Here is a 26,229-nt window from a genome sequence, read left to right as displayed (position 1 = left end):
TAGCTCCAAATTCTCACAGGTATACCCGCTATGTTCAGGCATGAGGAGCAGCCCAAAGCATGCTGCTTCGGCAAAAACTCAGCGGGGGAGGTGTGAGCAAAATTTGGGAAGGGGCCGCGTGTTGGCCTCGGGCGCTGGCCAAGGAGAAGCGCTTAATCCTGGCAGGCCTTTGCGGCAAAGTAACGCCAGCACCCTGACAGCAGGGTGCTGGCGTGCTTGGTTAGGCCGAAGGGGTGCCTTAGGCGGGCGGAGGAGTAAAACCTGGGATCAGAAGCGCACAAGCCTCAGCCAGCGCTTCCGTGGTGATGGGCTTGACGATGTACGCTGAAGCACCAGCGTTGGCTGCGATCAGCTTGTCGGCCGGCATGGAACGGCCGGAGCATACGATGATCGGAACAGTGCTTGATTCATCATCACGCTCACGAATCTCGGCGATCAAGGAGATACCGTTTTTCGTGTCGTCCAGCATCAAGTCCATGACTACAACTGAGGGTTTGAAGGCCAGCAGCTCCTGGAACACACCATCAACGTCATGAACGGCCTGTACCTCCGCAAATAGGTTTGCGGCGCACTTCTTGGCTAGGTAACTGTCGGTGGGCGAATCGTCCACGATTAGAATTCGGCTCATCTGTTTCGCCTGTAATATGAGGGCGGTAAGGCCCAGCTTCCCGGGCCGGCCCGGCTCAGTACGCGGAGTACTTTGCTTCGATGGTGCGTTGCTCGCGCAGGTGCTGTTCGTAGCTCAGCTCCTTATCCTCGAGCCGGTGGTCCAACTCGCGGAGAGCACGCGCCTTGGACTTTTCAACGTGGGCGCGGGTTGCATAGTAATTACGGACCTCAGCCTGGCCGGCGGCGTCTACTGGCATCCATAGCGGGCCGACCGAAATAACCCATAGCGGGATACTGCAAACAGCTTTGAGTGCGTGACCGGTGTAGAAATAGCCAGCGGCTGGCAGCACACCCAACGCAGCAGCCAGTCCAACCGACTTCTCCTCAACGAGCAGACCCTTGCTTTCGTAGACCGCAAGTTCTTGCTTTTGGCCGTCCATCAAGTGAGTAGAGCAGCCAGTTGCGCTGATGACCAGGGAGATTGCTAGTGCGATTCCTGCGATGCGTTTCATGCTTGTTCCTGCTGGGTATTTTGAGCTGACTGGTATAACGGCGAGCCCATGACATTCAAGGGCGCGAGGATAGCCCAAGGCGATTCACAGGCGATAGCCAAAAAGGGATCACCTTTTTCCTAAGTACCTGATCATTGGTTGAGGTTGAGCATGACTATCGGGGAAGGAGGGCGCCCGCGCCAGCAGCCGGCGAGCACCAGTGCCGACAGAGGAGGCGAAGGTAAGTTTGCGCGTGAGCTTACGGAATAATGCCCAGGAGCTCTCGTCAGAGCTCATGAGCCAGAAACTGCTCCAGCAGGCGAGACTCAATACCGTGCTGTTCTTCGAGCGAGGCATCAAGCTCATCGTTGATGTGCTCAAGCCTCTTTGCACGGTTCACTCCAAACACGTCCGCCTTATCCACCAGGTAGACGGCCAGCGTCGAGGTGATGGCGGTAGCCGTACCGACGATCACTGCTGTTGTGATGTCAGCAATGGGTGCTATGAATGGAATCGCCTGAAGGGCCTTGCTGACAGCTTCCTCAAGAAGAATGCCGCCGACAATGACCCCACCCCCAACCAGAACCTTCGAGGCCTCATGCAAGCCTTCGTCGATCGTCATCCCTTCAGGACGGAGCAGTAGGGTTTTGCAGGCGCTAACAAGCGATCCCGCACCTTCCCGTATCATTCGTACAGTCCGCTTAGCCGTCGTCAGGAAGGCATTGATAAGAACTGTGACCAGGTTGGATAGAAGACCGGTGATCATTCCGCCGGCGGCAGCGGCAAGCACGGCTTTCCACTGCTTCGCTACACGGACGCCAACACGCTTCAGCCTGCGCTTTAGTTCAGAGCCGATAGTCGACTCTGCAGCAGCGCCGTTCCGGTACCAGTCTTTGACTTCATCGAAGATACCCGCGAACAATTCCACCAAGATCGCGCCCATCGCGGCTTGAAATGCCGCACGGCCACCGGCTACGACACTGGTATGCAGGCAGTCTTTACGGAACTCAGCACTCAAGTAGTACGCATTGACTGCTTTGTCGTATTCGGCCCTGGCCTTGCGGTCAGCCTCCAGCAGAGGTTCTGGATTCGCTGTGATTTTCTCCTGCTCTACAAGCTTGGCGATTTCTTCTTTGGCCTTAGCACTCAGGTGCTCACCCGCGGCCTCCTTTGCCCGAAGCGTCTCAAGACGTTTCGCACGCTTGTCCTTTGTCTTCTCGAGCCAGGCGACATACTCAGTGGCCGTTTTTTTCCCCATCGCCGAGTTTGTGGTCTTCGACGTAGGCTTGAGATTGGAGTCCGTGTTGCCAGCTTGAACACCATCGACACCGGCCAACACGCGACCGCGATCGTTGTGGATTTCCTCGGCAGGGATAACATGATCGATGCTGTGACTGTCACTGCGGCGAGAACTCATCTGCTCGCCAGTGTAGGCATCCTTCAGATCGCCCTGAGTTCGGGCCTCAAGAGTGTCAGTTGCCACTTTTCGATAGGCCGGGTCCTTCTGGTGGTACTCAGCCTTTACAGCCTCAGTGTATTTACCCTCGCGCTCATAGGCCTGAGCCGCGGCATCAGTCGCATATGTCCCTTGGCGGGCGTTGTGTATCGTATCGACGCTTCCGCCAGTCTTGTCGTAGGCGCTCAGCATTTTCCCAACGCCGAATGTGCCCGCTATCGACTGCAGGGAGGATGTGCGCATGTCTCCAAATAAACGGTCCACGCGGTGAGCGTTGAACGCTGTGGCCAACTCTGAAATTCGTGCGCTGATCACCGCGTCTGGGACCTGCGCCTGAATAACCATTACTGAATCTTCCAGTCCCACCATATCCACGAAGGACTGGTCGACAGGCGTGTTTGCTAGCCGGTCAACATCGGCAGAAGACGGTAGCGCAACAAGACGAGTGCGCTCACTGGACTGCGCACGTAACGACTGGCGCAAGGCAAAACGATCGACACTTGCACTCATCCGGATATCCTCAGGCTACTGCGCGGAGATAATGCCACTCCGATCCGAACGAGGTTGGCCTCATTCCCTGTACCTGGATCTTCAACGAGACGACCAGGTCGACCATTTCATCAAAAAGCTTCCAGTGGTCAGGGGCTAGGTCTTTAGACGCAACGGCGTAAGCGGTCTTCACGTCTATTGGAGTGGACATCACCTTTTCCATCCTGGAGCGGACATGCCCTGGAAGAGCGGCCCGAGACACCCCTAGGGTAAACTCCTCGATGTTTGCTTTGTCATCGGGGGAGAGCGGGCCAAAGCTGGCTGCACATGCTGCTCCAACTGAGGCTAGCGCTAACGCAAGACGGTACATCTTCTGGCTTTCGGCATACTTGGCCAGGACGGCAGCGGTAGCAGCGTTGGAACGCTGACGGGATTCTTCCTGCCTAGCCTTTTCCTGCGCAGCACCTTCTCGATTGCCGGCTTCTTTTGCTTTCCGGACGTTGTCGCGATTGAAGTAGTGCATGGTGGTACCGGTGGCGCAAGCCGAGGCAATCACTGCCCCGACCACCCAAACAGCTTTTCCAATTGCATCAGCGGACATACCCAGATCCATTGTGTGATGAGGCGTGTACTATCCCACCTAATATTGATAGTTAATAGCCATCATAGCTATCCGGGTGTAGCCCAGTCACACGGAGATCAGGCGCTTAGGCTCCCGATGTCTTGAAGGAGCACGCTTCGCCTGATCATTCCTGCAAGCATGTTTGACACTTTCTACTGTGGCATTACCTGAGCCTTCGTCTTGATTGTCGCCTGCCCAATGAGCACTGAGTCGACAGCCTGCGTTTGGTCGGGGTCTACGAACCTCATCCGTGGGGCGCACCAAGGGTCAGGGTTAAGCTGGATTGTCGCGAATCCCCCGCGCTTTAACAGTTCGGTTGCCAGTTGGTCACGCTCAGCCGAACGGCCCTGTTCCTTGGCGTCATTGATCAACCTCTGCATCTCGGCTTTTGAGTAGAGCCCAAAGGTTTTCCGAACAGCATTGGAGATAGTCTTAATCATTCTGTATTTCCGTGACTTCAATTTCTTCCAGCAACCGACTTTGCCCAGCGAGCTCATCGGTTCCTGCCAAACTAGGCCTGGTTAGCCATGCCAAATGAGTAGGCCGTATGGCCTGCGCCTCACTACGCGCAGAGCAACATAACGACCAATTTCCGCAGTGACAGCCGTCAATTGCTGCCGAGAAGGAGCAGCGCAGCACTACCAAGCACACAGAGAACTCCAAGGGTCGCCCAAACAGCGCGCCTTGCCGAAAGTCCAAGTTCAATAACCATCGTGGAGTTTGAAGGAGCGGCCATCGGCACCGGCACCGGCCCTGGCGCTAGCTGTGGCTGTGGCTGTGGCTGTGGCTGATGCGAGGATGCGCCTCGCTGCAATGCACCCTCGAGATCTTGGATGGTGGTTTTCAGTGTCTGGATTTCATTATTGAACTCCGCTTCTCGGGCCTGAAATGCCTGGACTTCGCTTGTGTGAAATCCAACTGTCTCATCCAGATTTGATTGAGCTGCAGCTAGCGCGCCAGCTAAACGATCCGTCTCACCCTGTAGTTCGCTGAGTTTGGTTGCGAGCAAAAGGCCTTTGGACTCAGCGGCACTACTGGACATAACCGCGCCAGCAGCTAAATCAATCAGCTGGCCTGGATTTAGGAATCGCACCTTCTCCCCATTCCAACTTGCGCGAAGGTCGCTGACACGACGGGCACCGACTACCCGGGTTCCAGCAGCAGAGGAGAGGTAAAAGCCAGAACGGGCAAGCACACGCTCAAGGCGTCGTTCATTCTCTGTCACTTCCTCAGGTGGAAGGCTAGCAATGGCAGCTTCCGGAACCACCGAGGTGATCACCTTGTATGTGCCATTAATCTGGCCGCCGAGGAGTGGCCGAATAAGTTGCCCGAGAATGTAAGAGCCGATCCCCAACCCGCGTTGCCGCACCAGCAGACCGCCCTCAGGGCCAAACTGAACAACACCCCGTCTATGGTCGACAATTAGCCATGCGACATCATGTGTGGGTGAGTAGGAGTTCGGCAGGTCAGAATCCGCGCCGGCGAAACGGAAGGCAACTCGACAGAAGAGGGCGCCTGCATACTCGCCACCGTGGTGTACATAGTGCACGCACTGGGTCAAACCGAGACGGGTTGATCCGTCAGGTAGGGTCACCTGGCAGGAGCGTTCCGTTGTAGGGGTAGGGGACTTGTCGATTTTGCACGCCAGCTCGTGAAGCGCGTTGTCTCGGTATTGCTGCGTGGACATCTACATTCCCCGTTTCGAAGGGCACATGCCCAAAAAAGTGCATTCTACCAGCCACATCTTCGGGCTTTGCGTTTTCGAGTACTCCCAAAGACCAACCTCTTCACTGAGGTAACCAAGGAAGGCCTGGGGATGGTAGAGCGCAGGCACTATGGCGAGACGTTAAGATCAATCGCTAAGTGCGAACCAGTGGACTCGGCTCTTAGCTGTTTTCGCCTCTTCCGCGCAGTTTCCTCGGCGACGCCCAGTTTTCGCGCTACCTGGACAGCAGAGAAATGGTCAAACAGGCGGTCATCCTCTTCTGACCAAGCACGTGATGGGCGGCCCGCTCTTTTCGCCGGGGCAATGCCAAGCCTTAGGCGTGTATGAGTAATTACTGTGCGGTCAATTCCAGTCCTAGCTGAGAGTTCATAGTCAGAAATGGTGCCCATGAGCGCTACAATTTCTGGGGCTTCTGCTTTGCTTTGCTTGTCGTATTGCCTTTTAACTGGGCACACTGGAATGCCAAGCATGTACCTTTTCTTACGAACCCCTTTGACGCTTAGGGCCCCGCTTGAACGGTCTGCCAGCTCCTGGTCAGTGATTTGCCCAAGAAGGGAGATCAACTCAGGCGTCCACTTTGCCGGTTTGGCATTTCGGCGGTTAGCTCGGCCATCTCGCCTTCTTTTCACTACTCTCAAACTAATACCAAGTTTTCGAGCCACTTCTGCATCTGCAAGAGTATCTAACAACGAATCCGCCGATGGGGTCCATTTGAAACGCTTTCGACCGTAGGACAGAATAGTTGTGTCAACATTTCCGTCTGTTTTCCCTTGTTCGGCGGCTTGCTCCTCAGGCGCGTGCTTACTTAGAAGGATCCCTAATGCATATCTCTTCCTGCGCACAACGCCAACCTCGAGTAGGCCATTAGAACTTTCAACGATTTCACTATCTGGGACAGTGCCTAACAGGGCAAGCAGTTCAGGAGTCCATTTCGATGACGGACTGGGGACGGGCGCGATCCCAAGGCGCTTACGATGGTGGCCGACTGTTGTATGGCTTAGCCCTAATTGGGCTGCAATTTGATGGTCACTGACTTTACCAAGCATGGCCTCAGCAGCGGCAGGAAGAGACTTCCAATGTCCACGTTCCTTCTTTAAGGCTTTAGTAAGTTTGATTCCCAGTTCGTATCTCTTTGCTCGGACGGCATTAACGTCTAACACACCCTGAGATCGCTTAATGATTTCGCTGTCCGGTACCTTTCCTAAAAGAGGGAGTAGTTCCAGGGGCCATTTTATTACACGAGGTGCAGCGGCGATCCCGAGTTTTATGCGTTCATAACGCACCTTAAAACGATCTAACCCGAACTGCTTTGCAATTTGGCAATCGCTTATTTTCCCCAGTAATGCCGCCGCATGCTCATCTAATACTTTCTTTTCGACTCTGACGCGTGTTGCGGTGGTGTCAGCTCCCTCCGGTTCGTCCGCTGAGCTCTTGCGATACCGCGGGATAGCACGTACCTCTCGCATCCTGTACAAGGTGGCTAAGGACACACCAAAACGTTTCGCCAGCTCGACGTCCTTTACCTTACCTAGCAAATCGATTAAGCCCTCCGGTAGCTCACGCTCTCGTGATATGGCCGGAATGCCAAGCGCCTGCCTGGCACACTTGATGTAGTAGGCAGAGGTACCGAACTGTTTTGCTAACTCGCGATCAGACGTCACACCGAGCAGGGGGATAGCTTCTGACGGTAACTCACGTAAGGTGATGGACTTGGCTAGTTGAGACATGACGATCAGTCGTTGCTTGTGTGACGACAGCATAACCATACATTGATGATTGTCACGCCAAAACAGCCCTATGAAATTCAGACTATACTAAAGTTGTGTTACATGAGCGCACGCGTTATCTCAGTAGTCCGTGGTGGTGTTGATTCGCATCCAAGAGGTTAGTATCGCTGAAGAGGGCGCTGCGCATTAGTTACGTGGAAGCCCCCAGGATTAGGAGCTTAACGGGCAGGTTTGGCCTGAAATTTCGCAATATTACCGCCTCACGTTTTAGGCGGAAATCCACCATAAAACAGGTGGTTACGACGAACTTAGAGAACTGAGATTAGCTAGGGTGACTAAGTGAAACTTCTTTCTGAAAACCCCCTAAATCCCAATAATGCTCACAAGCTCTTTGGGGTGATTCCGTTATTCCAAATCGCCAGTATCTATGGTGTACCCTATGAAATACTCGCCAACGAGCGAGAGCGCCTACATGCGCCCCCGGCAGAAGGGCGGGCATACACAGTCAACTCAGCGACGATCAGTGCTCTTGGGGTTATTCCCGATGCAGTCGTTGCTTTTGAGTTTAACATCCCCCAAGCATTAGCCTGCAAGCTGAGGGAGCATCTTGGCATACCTCCTACTGCAATGTCTCGTATCGAAGCCAAGCGAGCGTTATCAGATGCTCAGACTCGGAAATATTGGAGCAAGAAAGAGCCACTGCTGGGTACGGATACAGATACCCGCATTGCTAAACTCTTGGACCTCCCCGTGAAGTGGATTCGAAATCGTAGGAGAGTACTAGGAATACCTGAATTTTCACTACCAATTAAGCCAATCCTTCCTCCGTATTCTTGGAGTGATTCTGAGATCCGAATGCTGGGTACCATCCCTGACTGTGATTTAGCTGACGCCCTCGGCTTACCGCGCCTCACAGTTCGTCGACACCGGCAGTCCTTGGGCATTCCAAATTTCAAAAAAATAACCAAGCCGCAGGTTTGTCCGCTGTGGCACTCATTAGTGGGATCAATGCCAGATGCAGAGCTTGCGCAACAAACTGGTTATTCCCGGACGCGTATCGTTCAACTCCGGCACAAATACAGAATCCCTGACTATCGAACCGTTCAACGACTCTCGGATCCTAGGGACCTGGTGTTGGCATTAATCAATGTTCCCAGTTCCGGAAACCTAGCTGAGAAACTGCTAGCAAATAGCACAAGGCTGATTGAATTAATGACTGATCAGAGATTCTGATTGACTACCCGTGATAAAAGGTGAAGAGCTGATAGCTAACGTGCGCGATGCCATAAAGCTAAAAAATCAGACACGTATTATTACCTAATTTCGCATCTATGAGGGGCCGGTACACCGTCACATCCCCTTCAAATCAATATTTGGCAAATTTCCGCCTATGAGAGTTGGCGGAAATTCAAACGGTCGTTTGACCAACCAAAACCCCTACTCATTTTTTATGCGATACCACCCGAGGAAATCCCTATCGTCACCTTGAATTTCCAGGGCCGGTCTTGAAATGGCACTGCACGTAGACACCTCTCAACCGAATACACGCGAACGTCTGTGACACTCAATGCAGCTTCGTTGGCTCTGGCGCCTCGAAGAAGGATGCTCCGGGTTCAATCGAGACCATCGTCGACAACGTGATGCAGACGCGCGTCGAAATGTGCTGCCTAAGGCTATCAGCTAGTCCTGGTATCGAAAGCATTCGTTTCATGAGGAACCGCAGGTCACCACTATTTCCCGACGTGAGCGCTTTACTGGTGAACATGATCAAGAACGACATGTCGTTCCACATACCTGAGGCTGACGCTTCGCTGATAGCTTTCTCAAACGTCCTCACCATGCTGAACATCACAATACCCAACCACCGAATGTCCAAGGGCTTCTTCAGAAGCTCGATCCTGAACTGCCCGAGTACTTGAGCCGCTTTTGCCGAGCTGGCCATTTCACAAAGCCGCATCCCTGAAGGACTCTCAACCGGGTCATCCGCTTCGAGAACGACTACCGAAGCCGCAGCACAGCTGATCATAAATTCCGAGAACGCCGGCGAGGTCGCGAATGCTGATGAAATCCCCTCAGCCCAAGCTTCAGGTTCTGGCACAACATTACCGGCCGGCGCGTCAAGCCCTTGTGGCAGTTGAGGCAAATCGGTTGGCACCGCCATTACAGAAGCGTGGAAGATAAACGCTGCCGCGTCCCTCAGAGTGGCGAGTGGATCACCCTGAGCAATCATTGGGGTATCGGATCTCATTGGTACCTCATTGCATTCATCGGCCCCTTGGCGCCGCTTTCCTTAGATTTAAACCGTCAACGGATGGAAAAAAGCTGCGCAATCATCACGTTAGCTTGGTCCGAATTAGCTTCGTACAACGCATTCAATCCAGTTTGGTCCGCCATTGCGTGTAACTTGAAGTGGTTGTAAAAGGCCTGGCCAAGCCGCTGCTGACCGAAGCTGCCATTAGCCCAGAGCCCTTGAAATTCCTTGTAGCGCGCCGCCTCGATCTCGTACATCCACGTCCCCTATTGCTATTTCTGCCCGGCAACAGTCGCCAGGCGGCCTGACATTCACTACAGCAGCACGGCACTGTCCTCCACTACTCGAGCGCCCTACCTCCAATGCGCCAGAACCTAACGCTACCGGGCCCTGGCGTCCAACCGAATCACCTTCGAGTTGAAAAATCCGAAATGCTGATATTTGAAGCTGCCGGTTGAGCTGGCGAGTTGAGCCGACATTATCCCGCGAGCAATGTCCGTTTGCCTAATCCAGGAGGCAGCGAACTGTATGCAGCACCGTCCCGAAAGCCCGTTGATGCCCGGAACCTAGCCTTCCACACTCCTGCTCAATCCCCTATAGTTCGCTCGCCGCCCGGCTTACTTGTGCGTGAGTAGAAACAGGCGAAGCACCACCACCAATTTCGATCAACCCTCTCGCTTGTCGACAGGATTTAAACGCGCACTCTCATATAGTCGGCGAGCCCTGAGGATTGACTCATGCAGCTCAAAAACCTTGTATACGCCCTGCGCCAGCACCTGGCCGACCAACTGGGCACCAAACCATCTGTTGGTCACACCTACGAGCTTCTCGCCTCTCTCATGGGGTATGACTCATATGCTTCCTTGAACAGCCAAGCCTTCCTGGCCTTGCTCAGCGGGAGCCACTGGAACGTTATCGAGAATGTTCGCCTGCTGATTGCTGGCCATCCGGATCGAGATCGAGCGGCCCAACGCCATGCCGAGCTTAAATCAGCTGGCGACTCGTGGGATGTGGCCACAGCCCTGCAAACCTATGCCCAACAACAGGAGTTGGTAGCAATTCCATTTGACACCTTGATTGAGAATTTCGGCCGGGAGATCCCCGTCGATCAGTGGTCGCGTTTTGCCCTGGATGAGCTGATGGCCGGGCTAAATAGCATTCAGCAGTCACAGCTAGAATTGACTCTTGGCATGCTGGAGGCTGCCTGTGCCAACAATGGGAAACTGCACCGCCCTCTCCTTCAGCTATACCAGCGACTCCTTGAGAGCTTTGCAAATGATCACATCCTGGCGCAGCCTGTAAGGGAACGAGTCGAATTCCACAAGCGCAGTATCTCCGTTGCCGGCAATGGAGACGTCCTGGAAAGCGAGCCCTTAGAATTTGTAGATGCTGCTGCGACTCCATCGATCGACCTATGGGATACGTCCTATCGAAGTCCAAGCGCCGCGATTGCCTATACCTCTGAGGAGCACCGATCTTTCGCGGTCACACAAGTATTGAAGATCATCTCGCCGCAATCCCCTCACACCATTTGGGCTACTCACGATGGGACTCTGGACCACCTAGTAGAGGTGGGTTTCACCAATGTGAGTCTCTCCCTCCATCCCAATTCACGAATCGGCCGCACCTGCCTGAACCCCTTTGGCAACTACCCTGGCAGTAACGCCGACCAAGAACATCACTCAGGGGTCGCCCGCATTCTTCACCTGATGATGTGTGTTGTAGACCCTGACTTCAGCATTAGAGACCAACAATTACTACGCATCATCCAAGAGGCAGTGTCGGATTTTTACCGGGACCGTGAACGCTATGCAGTATCGGATGAGCCTACCTTGAGAGACTTCATTAGGTCCCTCGAAATGTTCGTTTGGAAGGGCTTTGAGGGAGGTGTGATCGCCGAGGCACTTGCACCTTTCTACGGTGGCGGGCGTTATGCTGCCCTGTTCAACGGACCTTTCTCACTGGGAACGGAATCTGATCTGGTCCTCTTCGACATGAAAGCGCTTGAAGGATCGCCAGCACTTGCACCAGCCATGTTGTGCCTGGCTATTCGTCTGGAGGAGAAATGCCGCACCAGCATCAAACACGCTGACAAAAAGGTACTGCTCCTTGCCCATCGATGGATGGAGCATTCGGACATAGGATTCACCGGCCCTTTCTCCCAGCTATACAAATCCTACAGGCGTTACAACCTGTGCGTCTTGGCGTTGTGTGAGAGCTTTTCCAAATATCTAAGCCTGCAGGATGGGCACCCCGACATTGAACTGGATGATGGGCTACTCATGAATACTGGCCATAGCTTCGTTGTGAACACCAATGAGCAGGGCCCGGTCCTGGAGCATGCCTCGTTTGAGTACTCGAGGCATCTTTGAGATTTCGCCCATAACTCAGCCAAGCCGGGTTTGGAGGGGATGACCGCGCTCGGCGCAGTTGACCCAATTTGCAGTGGTTACCTATCGGCTCCGACGCCCCACATCAATCCATACCTGGTTGTTGCCTGAAGAGATACCCACCTCGACAGGGAGAAACTGCTCTATGACTGCTGCGTTTGTCCTGATGTGATTTGACAGGCGCGCAGTAGTCAGCCTACCCGCCCCGGCAAGAGCCATGGGCAGCATCAGTTGATCCGCTAGCTGGTTTCCGAATGAGGCATTGGATTGTGCCCAGTCCCTGAACTCGCCTACCGCCGCGTCTGCAACTTGCTCAGCACGCATGCGCTCTTTCCCGATGCTGGTAAAGACGTTGGTTACCCCACCTCGGGTGGCAGTGATTGAAACAGCGTTACCTGGCCCAGCCTGATCGCCCAAGTCGGTAACCGTGAGGTACCGCCTTTCCAGTGATAGCCTTGAAGCAACCCAGTCAAGCTCACGACTCCCCACTGAAACTGGTATTGCAGATACCAATGCACCGGCCGTGACAATCTCGGCAGGTCCATCACTCCCGCTGACCAGCTCTAGCGGTTTGAATGCTGATGACTGAATTGTCGCCTCGACCAGGCCTCCCCCAGCAGGTACAAACCCATGCTTGAGTAATGCCACCTCCACCTTCGCCCCCATCTTGCGGATCAAAGGCAGCCAGGCATTTTGAATGAATTCGAAAGGCGGAGCCGAGGGATTGTGTGTCCCCCCGGCAATCCGAACTGTGCTCTGCCCATCAGCCCGGAGAAGCGCCGGCAGTAAAGTCTGCAACACCAGCAGCGTGCTTCCAGCGGTTCCGATCGCGAACGAATACGCACCCGCTTTCACTCTCCCAGGCCGGAACTCAATCTCCATCGAGTTGAGCTCCGCACCCAGAGTCTCTGCGCTGCAGATCTCAGCCGCGGCACGGACAGCGGTTAAGTGCTGCCGAAGTAAACCCGGGCGAGATCGCTGTGCCCGAACCCCTTTCATGCGAAATGCCCTGCCGGTGATCATCGACAAGCTGAGGGCCGTACGAAGTACCTGGCCACCTCCGTTGGAGCCGTCGATCAGAAGGAGATCCTTGCTCATCCGCATCACCCCTTCACGCATACGACTTGCCGCAGAGTGTGAACCACCTCAACCAGGTCACGCTGAGCTGCCATCACTGCATCGATATCCTTGTAAGCCATAGGGATCTCGTCGATGACAGCCTCATCTTTGCGACACTCAACGTGCGCGGTTGCTCTCACCTGGTCTTCGACAGTGAATACCGCCTTTGCCTTAGTGCGGCTCATCACGCGGCCGGCACCGTGCGAGCAGCTGCAGAAGGCCTCCTCATTGCCCAGCCCGCGCACGATGAAGCTCTTGGCTCCCATCGACCCGGGGATGATCCCCATCTGCCCTTTCTGAGCCGATACGGCCCCTTTGCGGGTGAGAAGGATGTCTTCCCCGAAGTAAGTGCCGCGCTCCACGTAATTGTGGTGACAGTCGACAGCGATCAGTCGAGCATCAAAAGGCTTTGTGATGATCGAACGTACTGCATCCAGCACCGCCAGCATCATCACAGCACGGTTCTGCTTGGCGAAGTCCTGGGCCCACTCTACAGCCTGAACATAATCGTCGAAGCTGGTAGTCCCTTCCTGCAGGTATGCCAGGTCCCGGTCTGGCAGGTTCACCATGTGCTCGCGCATTTCCTCACGAGCCTTCTCGATGAAGTACGAACCAATCATATTGCCTACGCCACGAGAGCCGGTATGTAGCATCACCCAAACGTGCTCGGTCTCGTCCAGGCACACCTCAACAAAGTGATTGCCGCCACCCAATGTTCCCAGGTGCTTACGGTTGTTGGACTTCTCAATACTTGGGTGCTTGTCGGTGATCTGGCTGAAGCGCCCCGCAAGGGCAGCCCAGGCCTGATCCACGATAGCAGGGGGAGTTTCCCAAGACCCTTTATCACGCCCATTGCGTCCCGAGGTGCGCCCATGCGGGACAGCCTTCTCAATTGCAGTACGCAGGCCGAACAAATTGTCGGGCAAATCGCTTGCGCGCAGCGAGGTGCGGACAGCCGACATTCCGCAGCCGAGGTCAACCCCGACCGCAGCGGGAATAACCGCGCCTTTCGTAGGGATCACACTTCCAATGGTTGAGCCCTTACCCAGGTGGACGTCCGGCATTACAGCCATATGCTTGAACACAAACGGCATTTGCGCAGTGTTCATCAACTGCTGCTTGGCTTCAGCTTCTACTGGGACACCTTGGGTCCACATTTTGATCGGCTTGCCGTTTTCGACTTCCAGCAGTTGGTAGTTTTGAGTGCTCATGATTTCGCTCCTGTGAGTTCCTGTTGGGAAACTACTTTTGCGAGATGCGTGCCAAGCGAATACCCACTGCACAGGAAAATTCCTAACCTCTTGTTTGTAGAGGTTATTTCTTTACTGGTAGGGCTTGAGGCACTCAATAGGTGTGCGATGATTACTGAATAATCTATATTTCTTTATCGCAACATATCTTTGTGGATAGCCAATGAACGATAAGAAGACAGTAGCCATCGGCATTCTTGGGTCAAAGCTCGACCGCGTCGGCAAGGGTGAACAGCGTTGGAACAAGTGGCGGCCAACCATCTCACTATGTCAGCAGCCTGACCTGATGATTGATCGCCTTGAGTTGATTCATGGGGATGGGCGCTGGGACACTGATCTCGCCTTGAAGGTGAAGGAAGACATCGCGCAGGTGTCCCCCGAAACCGAGGTTTGCCTCCACTCCATGAAGATGACGAACGCCTGGGATTTCGAGGAGGTCTATGCCTCTCTGCATGATTTTGCCGCTGGGTATCCATTTGACCCTGACAATGAGAACTACCTGACCCACATCACCACGGGGACGCATGTTCAGCAGATAGTCTGGTTCTTGCTTGCCGAATCTCGCCATGTTCCGGCGAAGCTAGTCCAAACCCAACCTAGTGGTTTCCGGGACGATGAGCCGTCGCCGGCAGGAAAGCATGTGGTAACTGATCTCGACCTTGAGCGATATGACCAAATAGCCAAGCGATTTCAGGCTGAGCGATTGCAGGGAACCGAGCTACTGAAGTCCGGGATTGCAACCCGAAACGCGGCATTCAACCGCACGATCGATCAAATCGAGCGAGTATCCGTGCGCTCCAATGCGCCCATCCTGATCTGTGGGCCGACAGGCGCGGGGAAATCGTTCCTGGCGCGCCGAATTTTTGAACTAAAGCGAGGACGTCATCAGTTAGACGGCACGTTCGTTGAGGTGAACTGCGCCACTCTCCGTGGCGACTCTGCCATGTCGACACTATTCGGGCACACCCGCGGGGCATTCACCGGAGCGCAGCAGGCACGCGAAGGGCTTCTTCGGTCCGCCCACAAGGGCACACTCTTTCTCGACGAAATCGGGGAACTGCCACTGGATGAACAAGCGATGCTGCTCAAGGCGATCGAGGAGAAAAAGTTTCTACCGATGGGCTCTGATAAGGAGGTTGAGTCAGACTTCATCCTGATTGCCGGCACCAACAAGGATCTGCGAGCCCAGGTAGCTCAGGGCCTGTTTCGTGAGGATCTACTTGCTCGCATCAACACCTGGACCTTCGAACTGCCTGGGCTCGCCCAGCGGACTGAAGACATCGAGCCTAACATCGACTATGAACTGCAGCGCCACGCAAAGGAGCAGGGTCATATGGTTCGTTTTAATGCAAAGGCTCGCCGGCGGTACCTGGAATTTGCGACCGCGAAAGATGCTGCATGGACTGGTAACTTTCGGGAGCTCTCAGCGTCCATTACACGGATGGGTACTTTGGCTGATGGCGGGAGGATTGACCTCGATCTAGTCGAGGGAGAGATGAACCGCCTGAACCGTGACTGGAATGTGCAATCCAGCCAGGACAGGCTTTCCCAACACCTTGAACAAGTAGGCCTCGAGATTGACCTGTTTGACCGACTGCAGTTGGAAGCTGTCTTGAAAGTGTGCTGCACTGCGGCCAGCCAGGCTGAAGCCGGTCGCAAGCTCTTCTTTCATACCAGGCTGGCTAAGTCATCAGCAAACGACTCTGACCGAATCCGGAAATTTCTGGCCCGTTTTCAAATATCCTGGTCGGAAATTCAGTCACTCATACCTAGGCAATGAAGCAATTGGATTTCCTACCAATGAACGCAAGAGGTTACCCTCAACCAAAAACGAGCATTAACAGAATCAAGATGCCTACGATCATCTGGTGACTCATCATGAATATTGCCTTAGGCGTAAGCTTGATCGGACATTCGAATTCCTGGAGAGCGTGATTCGGGGATCCGATATGTTTGCTGTCTGACATGACCAGTTCGAATGCAGCCTGACCAGGGGAACCTAGAAGGGAAAACGGTATTACGACCTGGACATCAGACTCAGCCGCTGGGCGCCTCACCCTACTACAGAGCAACAGAGCAACAGACCTTCAGGCACTTTCCGGCAGGCTGCCGTCATTTCCTTCGACCCACGGCCTGTACCGGATTTTGAGGGGTTCCTGGTTGCCTCGACGACCTACCAACATAGAGCGAGCCCCGCGCGCGGGGCTACCATTGCCTCAGTAGTGATACCGGCAGGCGATAACCGTAAGCGTACCTGCACCGAAGTAGTACACGAACCGGTGCTCTTTAGTAATTCTGCGTGACCAGTAGCCAGATAGGTCTCCTCTGAGTGGTTCTGGCTTACCCAGGCCCTCAAAAGGAGTACGCATGCATTCACCTATCAGGCGGCAAATTTCAGCGTGAATCTTCTGATCGTTCGTGCGCCAGTGCTCGAAGTCCTCCCAACCTAGTGGGGTAAACGAGACCTGAGCGTTTTCGGCTGCGGCCTTCTTATTCTGCTGCTTTGTCTTCTGTGACATTAACGGGGATATCCTTCGAAAAGGCCTCTCCGGCTTTGTGCTGAGCAATGGATTCCCGAAGTCTCGAGGCATTTGTCGCAGTACCCAGGAGGTACATGGTCTCGTTCATCGAATTGAAATCCTCCAGCGACATCAGAACTACGTGCTCTCCGCGCTGGCGGGTGATGACGGTGGGTTCATGATCCCTGCACACGTCGTCCATTGCTTGCTTCAGGCCGGCTCTGGCTTCGCTAAAAGTGAGAACTTGCATGGTCTTGATTCCTCCCACCTATTCAGTGGATGGCAGTTACCTCACCTTTGCGGGATGGGGTCTGCGGATGCTTGTTGGCTTTGAAATTGGTCAGGTTTCAAAGCATCCAGACAGGATATGCTTGGCCCTCACGGCAGGCCCCTGTCATAGCTCACATAGTACGACATCTGGTACAACTGTCAATGTCAGCAAAGACCAATTGGTTTAGCCAACGCCGTCCTGGAACGACTTTCCCATGTACTCCCGGTCGACCGGTACCAATTGTTGGCCGGATTTTTGAGGTGAGAAAAATTCCCACAATCCGTGGCGACTCTGGAAAATCAATGCCCCGGCTGAAGTCGACGGGGCTGCGTTTAGCCAAGAACGAGCATAACCCACGACAACGGTGCCGGAAGATCACGAACCTGGATTGCTTGTGCATTCTCCTGAAACTGTGGGTAGAGCCTTTACAGATCTCCAGACTATTCCTGAGCAATCTGCTTTTTGGCCAGCTCCATATACTGCTTTGCTGTTTGGCGGGATATTCCCATTTGCCGCATCAATGTTTCCAAAATCATGTTTTCATCTATTGGCTTCGGACCTCCTGGGCTAGAAATAGCCTTATCCAAACCATCCAACAAGGGTCTTGTTATCTGATAAGGATGAACACCAGCTTGCAGACCACGGACAACTGCAATCAACACCATAATAGCTGTTACACCGAAGGCGCTAATTCCTTTTCCTAGGGCGCTATCATACGCAGACATAATTATGGCATTCACTTCTCCAAGTTGATCTTCATGTTCAAAATCGAGATCCTTAATCGATTTAACATGCGATGCAGGATTGTAATCAATAGCGATTCGGGCATGGGTCAATGCAGCGAACACGCTCATAACCACCCCCGTATCTGTCATTGATCTTTTCGACATAAGTTCGACTGTAGCTTGCGGATAGTTCTCTTTTATCCGTTGTTTATCCTCTCCAGTCAGCTTCGCCGGATGATTCCTAGCTAGTAGCTGCATGCCAGCATGAATTAGAGCAATAGCAGTATCATCAGGGGTGGACACCCACAAATCTTCAATGCGCGAGATTATCTCAGTAGCAAGTGGATCACGCTCTTCGAGATTCTTTGACATTTCATACCCCTTCAATAGATTAGTTATTCAAAACACCGGAATGTACCTTAACTGAAGACGAAGATCACCCATAACAACGGGGGCGGCAGATCATGAACCTGCCCCGCTTGTGCAGCTGACACCGCTTGGAACCACGACACAACCAGTAGCGCTAGACCACGAAGGTAACCCCGCACGAGCCCCCCCGAAACTGCGTGAATCGTCGTGAGACACGTCGTTCTCGATGACGGATCTCAAGATCCATCTCTTCTCCACTGAGTGTGAATTGCCCCTCCATAATCGCCCCCCTGGCTCTCGATAGACTACTGCCTGTTTACCCGTATTGGAAAGATCAGGCAGCCTGCTCCATGACCTCAATGATTGGGTCAATGAACTCCTCCTCCATCGCCGCCTGTAGTGCCCCCATTTCAAGGTCCGTAATGGTCATAGACCCAGGCCAGACACGTACATGAGCAGCTTTGCGCAGCCCTACACTCTGATTTGGTTTGAAAAGGGCTTCCGTCGCCGCAGCATGAATGTCATGGGCAAGCTGTCCCTGGCTGGTGATGAAATGGTCCGCCGACGAAAACGAACACTCGAAGCTGGTCCCGCTGAGGGTCACCAGATTCGGTTTCAAGTCGACGATCACTCGATTATTCAGGGTATTTCTCGTGCCCCATTCAAATCCCCAGGCCAGCACACAACCACCGAGAAAAATTGAAAAGGGATAAATCCATGTGGACAGATCTACAGTCCCTTCAGCCACAGTCGTCAGCGAAATCGCGTGGAATGCTGCAGGGACCAATGACAGGCCAATAAACATCTTGGATATTTGATGCATTTCAACTCACTTCTTGATGACCACCAGGTGGCTGGCGCGCTATACCCGTCGCGCCAGCTCGCACTTCAAACGTATTGCTTCTTGCCGCTCCGCTCGATCGGCCGGCCTTTGAACACCTGTGGGCCGTCAACGGTGAGCTCCAGCTTGTCCCCTTTCCGAGTTAGCCAAGGCGTAGCCTCAGAACTAGCCTTGGATGTCACACCGCTCGGACTGATAGTAATGGCGTCACCATCAATTTCGATCGTGCCCAGCACGTACGTGTACACCAAGCTGCTGAAGAACCCGCTTTTGAATTCAAAAGCGCACTCGACAACCTGGTCGCCATATTCCATGCGCATCTTCGGCTTCAGCGAAGCTACCGACACCGCTCCATTGTCGACGGCTGAATAGACGCTGCAGACCAGCGCCACCCTGCCCCCCATGAGGTGCGAAATTGCAGGGTTGATCTCAACCGTTTCGATCCCCGGTGCGGACGCGCTCGCGCTCACCACATCGCCGGTGTGGAATACATACGGATCCGCGCCGAGGGCTCCACGCTTGTCTGGGGCCTGGATGATAGACATGCGACCGTCCGGCCTTAGGATGCCAATCCGAAGGTCCAGATCGTCGTTATCCTGGCCATCCCCATTGTCCACCCAGGTAGCGCTGACCTTGATGGTCTTTGGAGCTGCCGCGCCCTTCTCCAGCGAGACCTTGTGTACAGCGCCTGCTTTTTCGAGGGTGACAACAGATTTTGTGATGTTCACTGGCTTGGGCTGGGCAGGCTCCGGCGCGGTTACCGCCGGTTCTTCATCCACCTCGATGCCATACATATTGCAGAGCCCGGCGAGACCGGAAGCGAACCCCTGCCAGACTGCACGGGCCTTCCACTGTCCATTCCGGACGTACAACTCAAGTACAGTGATACCAGTCTCACCCTCGAACGACCCTGGGGTGAGTTCCAGGACCTGGTCACCAGTGACTACCTTCGCCCTGAGATCCTTCACCTGTGCGAAACCGCCACCACTGCCGTCCTGCGTCAGCGTGATCGCGATCTTACTGATGGTTTCTGGTATCCGACTCAGATCAAAGCTGATGCTATGGCTTACCACGCCTGCCTGGTTGATGGGTGGCGAGAATGCCGCGGATCCCGATATATGCTCCGGGGCGTTGAAAAAGACCATGTCGCTGTCGTCGCGTACCGTTCCGGAGTCAGTCACCAGAAAGGCCGTTAGGTTCACGTCAAGGTTCGCACCGGCCGCGTGAGTAACCAGCACCTGGCCATTGGCAACGCTGAGGCCAGTGTTCTCACCCGGTTTGAGAGATTGAGTCACAGTTGAGTTCCTATTCCATTGGAATGCACCAGCGAAGACCGCCGTGCAGTTTTTGGCGTCATGCCCTCAGTGAGGGTATGACAACTAGGAGCCCAGTGTAACTAGCCCGCCGCCGGAGGAAAGCCATAACAGTGCTTCGGAAAGTATCTTGGCTCGCTACCTGACGTGGAGCGGGGAGCGGCGCCGATAGCTGGGTATGCGAGCTACAAACTGGCGAAGATGCAAGATGGGTTCTCATACTTGGGAACAGAAGGCCTAATCGGATGATGACTCGCTCAATCCCGACCAGGCCTGCTTCATCGATGTGCTCTGTACAGCTGGTCCTTACGCGTTGGCGCGGCCCATCCCCCACACGCTCATTACGTCAAACGCGCGATCACGTAGGAGCTCAGCTGCGTTGAGGCATGCGTGCTCGAGCGACATTGGCCCAGAGGTGATTGAGAAAGCAGCATAGATGCCGATCTCACGAAGCTGCTGATAGCCCTGGCCAAGGGTGCCGGCGATGGCGATTGTTGGGACGCCCGCCGCCGACGCCACAGCGGCAACACCGGCTGGCGTTTTACCAAAAAGGGTCTGCTGATCCAATTTTCCTTCGCCGGTGATCACAAGGTCTGCGCCCTGCACTGCCGCGGCCAGGCCTGCGAGCTCTGCGACCAACTGCACGCCAGGCCGGAAGCTCGCATTGAGGAAAGCTTTTGCCGCGAATCCGATGCCACCCGCTGCGCCAGCGCCCGGGAAGTTGCGTTCATCCTTGCCCAGCAGCTCGGCCGTGATGTCTGCATAAGCCCCCAGTGCCGAATCAAGCTCCAGGACCTGAGTAGGCGAAGCGCCTTTCTGAGGGCCGAACACGTGGGATGCCCCTTTCTCGCCGGTGAGGGTGTTGTCGACATCGCAAGCCACTTCAAAGTGGACCTCTTGCAACCGTCGGTCCAGGCCAGCAAGATCGATGGCTTCTAAACGCTGGAGCGCCAGGCCGCCATCCGGCAGTTCCTTCCCTTGGCCACAAAGGAATCGGGCACCCAGTGCGCGGAGCATGCCTACCCCACCATCGTTTGTTGCGCTCCCGCCAAAACCCATGATAATCCGTTGAGCCCCGGCCTGAAGAGCCGCTTGGACCAGCTGGCCGGTGCCGTAAGTAGAGGCCTGGGTGGCATCCCGCTTGGTTGCCGGCACTAGATGAAGGCCACTCGCTTCTGCCATTTCGATTACTGCAGTGCGGGTCTCAGCAAGCCACCCCCACGTCGCGGTGACCTCACTACCTAGCGGACCCTGGACCTGATTGGATCTGAGCTCACCACCAGTCGCAGCCAAGACGGCGGCAACCGTACCCTCCCCGCCATCAGCCATAGGTACGCATACCACTTCCGCATCAGGGAAAGCTTGGCGGACACCCTCAGCCAGAGCCTGGGCAACGCACTCGGCAGACAGACTTTCCTTGAATGAATCGGGGGCAATCACGACTTTCATCTAGTGCTCCTTGACCGATCGGTCAGTTTTTGTTTTGTTGAGCATGGCCGCATCCGACCCTCAATGCTTTGTTCGGATCTACAAGAGCAGGAGAGTTATTTTGTGCAACCTGACAAAGACCACAGTACCGGTACTTCTGCGGGGACGGTGTGCCTGCAATGACCCAATTCTGCGACTGTCGTAAGGTCGGCATGGCCTACAGGTGCTCACTCGCTGGCCGCACCTGGGTAATCACGACGGGGATGGGGCTAGATGCCCTTAGCTGAATGAGGCCGAGGGAAATTTGAACGCGCCTATGCTCAGCGCTAGAACTTATGCTCGGCCAATTGCGCATCGTCAGAGCATTGATGGAGGGCCATTACCGATCCCGGGGTAAACTTCACCTCCAGCATTTCCCCCATCGTTACCAAGTAGTCGTCATGAGATTTCCAGGTAAAGAACTGCGTAACTTTGAAATCGACCCCAGAAAGGTTTGTGAAAATAGCCCGGATAGATTCTTCGTCGGCATGGAACAGGATTTTTCCATTCAGCTTGATGGTGTGAGTGAAACTAGGATTGCCGTTCGAGTTTGCCATTTGAAGGCTCCTTAATCATCTTCGCCCAGTTTACTAAAAGTCAGGGGTGCCACCATCCCCTGACTCAGGGCAGTGCCTGGACGCCATCTAGACGATCTACTCAAGGGCGACCGGGACTCCAGGGGCGCAAACCACCATAGGCTTCTCCTGGGTTGGAGCTTCCTGTCCTACCTTTGGAGCGGTGATCGCGGCGGAACTTTTAGGCACCCCGCCTTCCGGCGCTGATGTGGGCGGATATATGAATGTGAAGACACCGAAAGTAATGCCCGCGATACCAAACATGAACCCCCCAAACGTGTAAAACCGCTGCCGACGGTTGATTGGCTCATTGATTTTGAGCATCTCACGAATCTGGCTGGCTAGCGGATTCAACTCAGCAGCGTGGTTACCAAGCAAGGTCTGCACTCGCCCCATCAAAGTCCTGGTGTCGTTAGGTAGCCCCTCAAATGGCAGTTGTTTCTGATGCTCCTCAAGGTAGCCTTCAAGCACTTGAACATTGTCGCTATGTAGGCCATTCAGATTGCCTGCCAAAATGTCCCGGATAAGGGTCTTGAAGATGAACACTGAGTGCCTCATCTCTAAATGATCCGTCTCTGCAATACAACAGACCTGACTCCAGGACGGCGGCCCTTTCTTTAGGGCTTGGATTATGTTTTTCCTGAACTTCCGGCGACTCCAGATTAAGAAGGCAAGATCTACTACCGTCATGGTAAACAAGACTATAGCTCCTGCTCCGATGACAATGACTGGTCCCCAGCCACTCATGATCAAGTTTGTGTTCATAGCTTTCCCATTTGTCATTTAGCAGACGCAACGAAGGTGCCCATCTTCGGCGACGGGTTGTTCAGTAGATTTTTCACTCGAGCAGCGACGTAGCTGAAGCCCGGCATCAGCCGGGCAGCCTTTCACTACGCTGTCAGTTGAAGTTCAACTTATAACTGGTACTGACGAACAGAGAAGCAAACAGGGTCTTCTCTGGCTGGAAGGTGTAGCTTTCCTTGAAGGAGCCACTCTTAACCAGCTTGGACACGATCTCACACTCCGAGTCGCTGTGACCCTTACCCTTGGCACCGAAGTTACTCTGCCAGCCCGACATACCAGTCTGATCACAGAATGCGGGCAGTTGGAGCTTCCGGTTAGCGTCCTCAAACTCGCTGTACTGCTTTTTGAGCGAGCCGAACCCTTCGTACATCAAGTCGTAAGACTCAACCTTGGTCTTGCGCGCAAAACCACTCACGGCATCAGCCAAAATGGCCTGGCCAGTGGACGTGTTGTAGGCACCAACGATGAAGGCGGTCAGAGAGGTCTTCAGCATGTCCTGCAATGCATCCAGTTCAGGCAGCGCAGCGAACTGTGCTTCGCGAACGATACGCCCTACCTCACTCCCGTCATTGCGGTGTGTGACGACGAACTTCATGAAGCCTTCTCCGTCGTCAGAACGGCTGATGGTCAGATCCAGATCGACCTTGGTACCGAAGGCTCCAGTAGCGGCGATCAGGAACGAGCCAGTCGCCGGGGAGCGGACGGCCATGTTTGCACCCCACGAGTAGTTCGACTTAGCGACCTCGTTGTTCGGGCCAATTTCCGCCCGCGGCTGAATCTCATCGATGACATCAGATGCAAGGACCAACTCCGCGCCTTTGTGGGACAGGTATTGATTGGCTTGGTCCATTCCCAGCAGCTGGACCCGAATCTCACCGCTTTTGCTGTCACCGTCGTGACTCAGCTTCAGAGCATCAGCATGGATGTAGGCGCCAGCAGCGCCACGGCCCGTTGTTGAGCCAACCTGGTATTTCACCCAGCCAGCCAAACCCTCTTCAGTTGTGCCGGCCTGTGATGAGGCAAATAGCCCATAAATGCCGCGCAGGAATTGCTCAGCTCCGTTGGTCTGGGCAGCCACCAGGCGGATCTCAGGGTTCTCTACTGTCAGGTTGCCGGAGAACACGCTGTAGGAGATGTCGCCTTCAGAGAGGACATCCTGGAGGAAGAATCGCTCTTTGAAGTCTTCGTAGTAGGCTTGTGCTTTCTTCTCACTGTTGCTGGAGATCATGACGATCGATGCGCCGGCAACCAACAGCATCGAGAAGGCACAGAGCCATTGGGTCTTTCGGGACTTTAAAATGTTCATCGAGATGCCTTACTGGATTTGAGCGGAAGCGTTGTTCCAGGTGTTCAGGCGCTGCTGAGACACCTCAGGGGTCCAGCTGGAGTCTATGCCCGCATCTGGGAACTCCCGGCCGAGGACGGCCCCAAATGAAACACGGTCCGCGCAACTTGCTTGTTTGCAGGCCTCGGGCTCACCGGCCGAATAGACCTTGAATGTCGGAATGGCCTTGCCATTAACGAGGGGGGCAACCGGAGTCATGTTGGCGGCTGGGAGGATGTACCACTCCTTCCCGAGCTCATGATCGGACTGCAGGCGACCCTTAGCCGGGAAGTCGATCTCATAGAACTCGCCGTCCTTACCGGTCACATGAACCATCATCGGGCTGGCTCGCATCGAGCTGCTCGGGTCCATCATGGAAAGCGGGGTGGTAAAGCGCGCGCGGATGCCTGCGAGCTGGGCAAGCGCCTCACTCTCGTGACCTTCGTAATCCTTCAGGCTCGTCTTGAGCTGCTCATACCGCGCCAGCACGCGGCTATGCAGGGATGCCATCCGCTCCATCTGGCGGCGCTCTTCTTGTACCCGCTCCTTTTCGCGCCCAAGAGCCCAGTTCCTGCCGTTGAGTGCGTCGAAGTGGAACTGCCCGCGCTCCTCACCCATCCGGTTGCGGATAATCGTTTTCTGGTCGTCACCCCAGCCGCTTACTGGATACAGAGCGTCCAGATTATGCGAAACGAAGAAGTTGGCCAGGCCCACCGTGGTCGGTGAGGTGGTCTTAATGAGCTGGAAGACCTCGAGCGCGGCTTGCTTGTACTGGACAGGATCCAGTGCAAAAGACTCGTCGGAGGTGGTCACCACGTAGTACGGCGCACCTTTGAACGGCCCGAGGACCTGGTAGGTCGCGCGCTGGTACGCCAAGTAAACCTTCATCTGACGTTCGGGAAGCTCACCCAGCAAAAACAGGGCCTGGGCGGCATCGGGGGAGAAGAAAGATACAGCCTTCCCCTTCACAGCTTCTTCCAGGGACTTGCTGAACATCAGCCCGCTCGGATGGACGTAGACCTTGCCCCAAGTATCACTACGGTAGGTGTTCTGGATTTTCCACGAGAGCTTATCGAACCCACCCTCGCTGAAGCCTGACGACTGGCATGGCATTGCTGGAGTGGCGCTGAACGACAGGCTGTCAGCACCCCGCTCGAGGAGGCTCTTGCTGACGACCCATTTGCACCCTGCGCCGTCTGTGATCTGGGTAAGCAGGGGGTTACTGATCACCAAGGACCGGCCGAAGTCCGAGGTCGGCGCGGCCACCACAGCTGCTGGAGCGGCCGGGGCTGGGGCTGGGGCCGAGACAGGTAGCGACTCAGCTGCCACTGCCGGCACCGGGGCAGAAACTGAAGTTTCAGCCGGTGTCGCAACGGTCTGTGCTGGAGCCGCTACTTCAGGAACCTCTGCAGGTGCAGTTTGCTCTGTAACAGCAGGCGCGGTTGCGGGCGTCTCGGCAGTTGGCTTCTCAACTGGCGACGATGTCTGAGTTGGATCGGCGACCGCCGTCACGGGTGGTGTTGCTGCGGGAGCAGGAGCAGGAGCAGGCGGCTCCGCCAGCGTCACGATTCCGAGGTTCGCCGCATGACCAGACCCGCTTGCGTACAGCTTGCCTGCTGCATCCACAGCATTCCAAGTAACCTTGGCTGCCGGGCAGTCTTTCCCGAGAACAAACGGGAGAACGGAAACGAGCCCGGTCAACATCTGTTGATTGTCCCAGGTCGGGCGGGTAATTGTGAGTTCAATGTCCGGCTTGCACCAGGTGGTGGCGGTACCAGGGACTTCAACCATGATCTGATCTTTCTTCGAAAATGCCAGCTCGTGTGCGAGAGCATTCGGCACAAAGCCCAATGCTCCAATCACAGCCAGCGCGAGTGCGCACTGTTTCATG

General features: G+C 54.8%; 23 protein-coding genes. 3 read left to right on the top strand and 20 right to left on the bottom strand.

All coding sequences use genetic code 11. The features are described 5' to 3' along the window. Nucleotides 1-238: 238 nt before the first annotated feature. The 6 genes from H8F21_RS15930 to H8F21_RS15905 form a co-directional block, all read right to left on the bottom strand. Nucleotides 239-628: a response regulator gene (locus H8F21_RS15930; RefSeq protein ID WP_203584966.1), complete on the bottom strand. Its 390-nt coding sequence runs from the start codon at nt 626-628 to the stop codon at nt 239-241. A gap of 55 nt (nt 629-683) precedes the next feature. Beyond that, nucleotides 684-1,121 (bottom strand): hypothetical protein, encoded by a 438-nt coding sequence (locus tag H8F21_RS15925; RefSeq protein WP_203584965.1) that lies wholly within the window; start codon nt 1,119-1,121, stop codon nt 684-686. A gap of 265 nt (nt 1,122-1,386) precedes the next feature. Next, nucleotides 1,387-3,066 carry a hypothetical protein gene (locus H8F21_RS15920; RefSeq protein WP_203584964.1) on the bottom strand — a complete coding sequence of 560 codons (1,680 nt, stop codon included), beginning with the start codon at nt 3,064-3,066 and terminating at the stop codon, nt 1,387-1,389. 10 nt (nt 3,067-3,076) lie between these two features. Continuing rightward, on the bottom strand, nt 3,077-3,646 hold the full coding sequence (locus H8F21_RS15915) for a hypothetical protein (protein ID WP_203584963.1): 570 nt from the start codon (nt 3,644-3,646) through the stop codon (nt 3,077-3,079). A gap of 628 nt (nt 3,647-4,274) precedes the next feature. Further along, entirely contained in the window at nt 4,275-5,354 is a 1,080-nt protein-coding gene (locus H8F21_RS15910) for a coiled-coil domain-containing protein (protein WP_203584962.1), read from the bottom strand. A gap of 146 nt (nt 5,355-5,500) precedes the next feature. Next, nucleotides 5,501-7,120: a hypothetical protein gene (locus H8F21_RS15905; protein ID WP_203584961.1), complete on the bottom strand. Its 1,620-nt coding sequence runs from the start codon at nt 7,118-7,120 to the stop codon at nt 5,501-5,503. 339 nt (nt 7,121-7,459) lie between these two features. Between H8F21_RS15905 and H8F21_RS15900 the strand changes: the two genes are divergently transcribed. Beyond that, nucleotides 7,460-8,353, top strand: coding sequence for a hypothetical protein (locus H8F21_RS15900; RefSeq protein WP_203584960.1), 894 nt, complete (start codon nt 7,460-7,462; stop codon nt 8,351-8,353). Between the two features lie 331 nt (nt 8,354-8,684). Here H8F21_RS15900 and H8F21_RS15895 read toward each other — a convergent pair whose 3' ends face one another. Next, nucleotides 8,685-9,368 (bottom strand): hypothetical protein, encoded by a 684-nt coding sequence (locus H8F21_RS15895; protein ID WP_203584959.1) that lies wholly within the window; start codon nt 9,366-9,368, stop codon nt 8,685-8,687. 56 nt (nt 9,369-9,424) lie between these two features. After that, a complete protein-coding gene (locus H8F21_RS15890) occupies nt 9,425-9,628 on the bottom strand; it encodes a hypothetical protein (protein WP_203584958.1) in 204 nt (67 codons plus the stop codon). Between the two features lie 480 nt (nt 9,629-10,108). Here H8F21_RS15890 and H8F21_RS15885 point away from each other — a divergent pair, with 480 nt between their 5' ends. Beyond that, the gene (locus H8F21_RS15885) at nt 10,109-11,743 is read left to right on the top strand and encodes a hypothetical protein (protein ID WP_203584957.1); all 1,635 of its coding nucleotides are present in this window, start codon (nt 10,109-10,111) and stop codon (nt 11,741-11,743) included. A gap of 81 nt (nt 11,744-11,824) precedes the next feature. On the opposite strand, the gene rtcA is transcribed toward H8F21_RS15885, so the two are convergent. Both rtcA and H8F21_RS15875 read right to left on the bottom strand, forming a co-directional pair. Beyond that, entirely contained in the window at nt 11,825-12,859 is a 1,035-nt protein-coding gene (gene rtcA / locus H8F21_RS15880; protein WP_203584956.1) for an RNA 3'-terminal phosphate cyclase, read from the bottom strand. Nucleotides 12,860-12,864: 5 nt separating this feature from the next. Continuing rightward, complete coding sequence (locus tag H8F21_RS15875) at nt 12,865-14,091, bottom strand: RtcB family protein (protein ID WP_203584955.1); 1,227 nt, start codon at nt 14,089-14,091, stop codon at nt 12,865-12,867. A 202-nt stretch (nt 14,092-14,293) separates the two neighbouring features. Between H8F21_RS15875 and rtcR the strand changes: the two genes are divergently transcribed. Continuing rightward, nucleotides 14,294-15,910 (top strand): RNA repair transcriptional activator RtcR, encoded by a 1,617-nt coding sequence (gene rtcR, locus H8F21_RS15870; RefSeq protein ID WP_203584954.1) that lies wholly within the window; start codon nt 14,294-14,296, stop codon nt 15,908-15,910. Nucleotides 15,911-16,346: 436 nt separating this feature from the next. Here rtcR and H8F21_RS15865 read toward each other — a convergent pair whose 3' ends face one another. The 10 genes from H8F21_RS15865 to H8F21_RS15820 form a co-directional block, all read right to left on the bottom strand. Further along, complete coding sequence (locus tag H8F21_RS15865) at nt 16,347-16,649, bottom strand: Txe/YoeB family addiction module toxin (RefSeq protein ID WP_203584953.1); 303 nt, start codon at nt 16,647-16,649, stop codon at nt 16,347-16,349. After that, entirely contained in the window at nt 16,621-16,899 is a 279-nt protein-coding gene (locus tag H8F21_RS15860) for a type II toxin-antitoxin system Phd/YefM family antitoxin (protein ID WP_203584952.1), read from the bottom strand. The genes H8F21_RS15865 and H8F21_RS15860 overlap by 29 nt, the downstream gene beginning before the upstream one ends. Before the next feature lie 461 nt (nt 16,900-17,360). Continuing rightward, nucleotides 17,361-18,017 (bottom strand): hypothetical protein, encoded by a 657-nt coding sequence (locus H8F21_RS15855; protein WP_203584951.1) that lies wholly within the window; start codon nt 18,015-18,017, stop codon nt 17,361-17,363. Nucleotides 18,018-18,348: 331 nt separating this feature from the next. Beyond that, complete coding sequence (locus H8F21_RS15850; RefSeq protein ID WP_203584950.1) at nt 18,349-18,837, bottom strand: hypothetical protein; 489 nt, start codon at nt 18,835-18,837, stop codon at nt 18,349-18,351. A 65-nt stretch (nt 18,838-18,902) separates the two neighbouring features. Continuing rightward, nucleotides 18,903-20,150, bottom strand: coding sequence for a TerD family protein (locus H8F21_RS15845; protein WP_203584949.1), 1,248 nt, complete (start codon nt 20,148-20,150; stop codon nt 18,903-18,905). Between the two features lie 324 nt (nt 20,151-20,474). Continuing rightward, nucleotides 20,475-21,617, bottom strand: coding sequence for a glycerate kinase (locus H8F21_RS15840; RefSeq protein WP_203584948.1), 1,143 nt, complete (start codon nt 21,615-21,617; stop codon nt 20,475-20,477). A gap of 305 nt (nt 21,618-21,922) precedes the next feature. Then, nucleotides 21,923-22,192, bottom strand: coding sequence for a DUF7688 family protein (locus H8F21_RS15835; RefSeq protein ID WP_203584947.1), 270 nt, complete (start codon nt 22,190-22,192; stop codon nt 21,923-21,925). Nucleotides 22,193-22,288: 96 nt separating this feature from the next. Then, nucleotides 22,289-22,756: a hypothetical protein gene (locus tag H8F21_RS15830; RefSeq protein WP_203584946.1), complete on the bottom strand. Its 468-nt coding sequence runs from the start codon at nt 22,754-22,756 to the stop codon at nt 22,289-22,291. 352 nt (nt 22,757-23,108) lie between these two features. After that, on the bottom strand, nt 23,109-24,320 hold the full coding sequence (locus H8F21_RS15825; RefSeq protein ID WP_203584945.1) for a hypothetical protein: 1,212 nt from the start codon (nt 24,318-24,320) through the stop codon (nt 23,109-23,111). 9 nt (nt 24,321-24,329) lie between these two features. Next, a complete protein-coding gene (locus H8F21_RS15820; protein WP_203584944.1) occupies nt 24,330-26,228 on the bottom strand; it encodes a hypothetical protein in 1,899 nt (632 codons plus the stop codon). Between the last annotated feature and the right edge of the window lies 1 nt (nt 26,229).

The organism is Pseudomonas arcuscaelestis (assembly GCF_016881005.1).
Lineage (GTDB): Bacteria > Pseudomonadota > Gammaproteobacteria > Pseudomonadales > Pseudomonadaceae > Aquipseudomonas > Aquipseudomonas arcuscaelestis.
The sequence above is the reverse complement of the archived record's forward strand: the minus strand, read 5'-3'. Positions and strand labels throughout refer to the sequence as shown.

Excerpts from the sequence above, each read along its gene's own strand:
- H8F21_RS15820 (WP_203584944.1), bottom strand. The coding sequence starts at position 26,228 with ATGAAACAGTGCGCACTCGCGCTGGCTGTGATTGGAGCATTGGGCTTT.
- H8F21_RS15920 (WP_203584964.1), bottom strand. The coding sequence starts at position 3,066 with ATGAGTGCAAGTGTCGATCGTTTTGCCTTGCGCCAGTCGTTACGTGCG.
- H8F21_RS15930 (WP_203584966.1), bottom strand. The coding sequence starts at position 628 with ATGAGCCGAATTCTAATCGTGGACGATTCGCCCACCGACAGTTACCTA.
- rtcA (WP_203584956.1), bottom strand. The coding sequence starts at position 12,859 with ATGAGCAAGGATCTCCTTCTGATCGACGGCTCCAACGGAGGTGGCCAG.
- H8F21_RS15860 (WP_203584952.1), bottom strand. The coding sequence starts at position 16,899 with ATGCAAGTTCTCACTTTTAGCGAAGCCAGAGCCGGCCTGAAGCAAGCA.
- H8F21_RS15885 (WP_203584957.1), top strand. The coding sequence starts at position 10,109 with ATGCAGCTCAAAAACCTTGTATACGCCCTGCGCCAGCACCTGGCCGAC.
- H8F21_RS15915 (WP_203584963.1), bottom strand. The coding sequence starts at position 3,646 with ATGTCCGCTGATGCAATTGGAAAAGCTGTTTGGGTGGTCGGGGCAGTG.
- H8F21_RS15895 (WP_203584959.1), bottom strand. The coding sequence starts at position 9,368 with ATGAGATCCGATACCCCAATGATTGCTCAGGGTGATCCACTCGCCACT.
- H8F21_RS15890 (WP_203584958.1), bottom strand. The coding sequence starts at position 9,628 with ATGTACGAGATCGAGGCGGCGCGCTACAAGGAATTTCAAGGGCTCTGG.
- H8F21_RS15925 (WP_203584965.1), bottom strand. The coding sequence starts at position 1,121 with ATGAAACGCATCGCAGGAATCGCACTAGCAATCTCCCTGGTCATCAGC.
- H8F21_RS15835 (WP_203584947.1), bottom strand. The coding sequence starts at position 22,192 with ATGGCAAACTCGAACGGCAATCCTAGTTTCACTCACACCATCAAGCTG.
- H8F21_RS15825 (WP_203584945.1), bottom strand. The coding sequence starts at position 24,320 with ATGAACATTTTAAAGTCCCGAAAGACCCAATGGCTCTGTGCCTTCTCG.
- H8F21_RS15865 (WP_203584953.1), bottom strand. The coding sequence starts at position 16,649 with ATGTCACAGAAGACAAAGCAGCAGAATAAGAAGGCCGCAGCCGAAAAC.
- H8F21_RS15875 (WP_203584955.1), bottom strand. The coding sequence starts at position 14,091 with ATGAGCACTCAAAACTACCAACTGCTGGAAGTCGAAAACGGCAAGCCG.
- H8F21_RS15905 (WP_203584961.1), bottom strand. The coding sequence starts at position 7,120 with ATGTCTCAACTAGCCAAGTCCATCACCTTACGTGAGTTACCGTCAGAA.
- H8F21_RS15840 (WP_203584948.1), bottom strand. The coding sequence starts at position 21,617 with ATGAAAGTCGTGATTGCCCCCGATTCATTCAAGGAAAGTCTGTCTGCC.
- H8F21_RS15910 (WP_203584962.1), bottom strand. The coding sequence starts at position 5,354 with ATGTCCACGCAGCAATACCGAGACAACGCGCTTCACGAGCTGGCGTGC.
- H8F21_RS15850 (WP_203584950.1), bottom strand. The coding sequence starts at position 18,837 with ATGCATCAAATATCCAAGATGTTTATTGGCCTGTCATTGGTCCCTGCA.
- rtcR (WP_203584954.1), top strand. The coding sequence starts at position 14,294 with ATGAACGATAAGAAGACAGTAGCCATCGGCATTCTTGGGTCAAAGCTC.
- H8F21_RS15855 (WP_203584951.1), bottom strand. The coding sequence starts at position 18,017 with ATGTCAAAGAATCTCGAAGAGCGTGATCCACTTGCTACTGAGATAATC.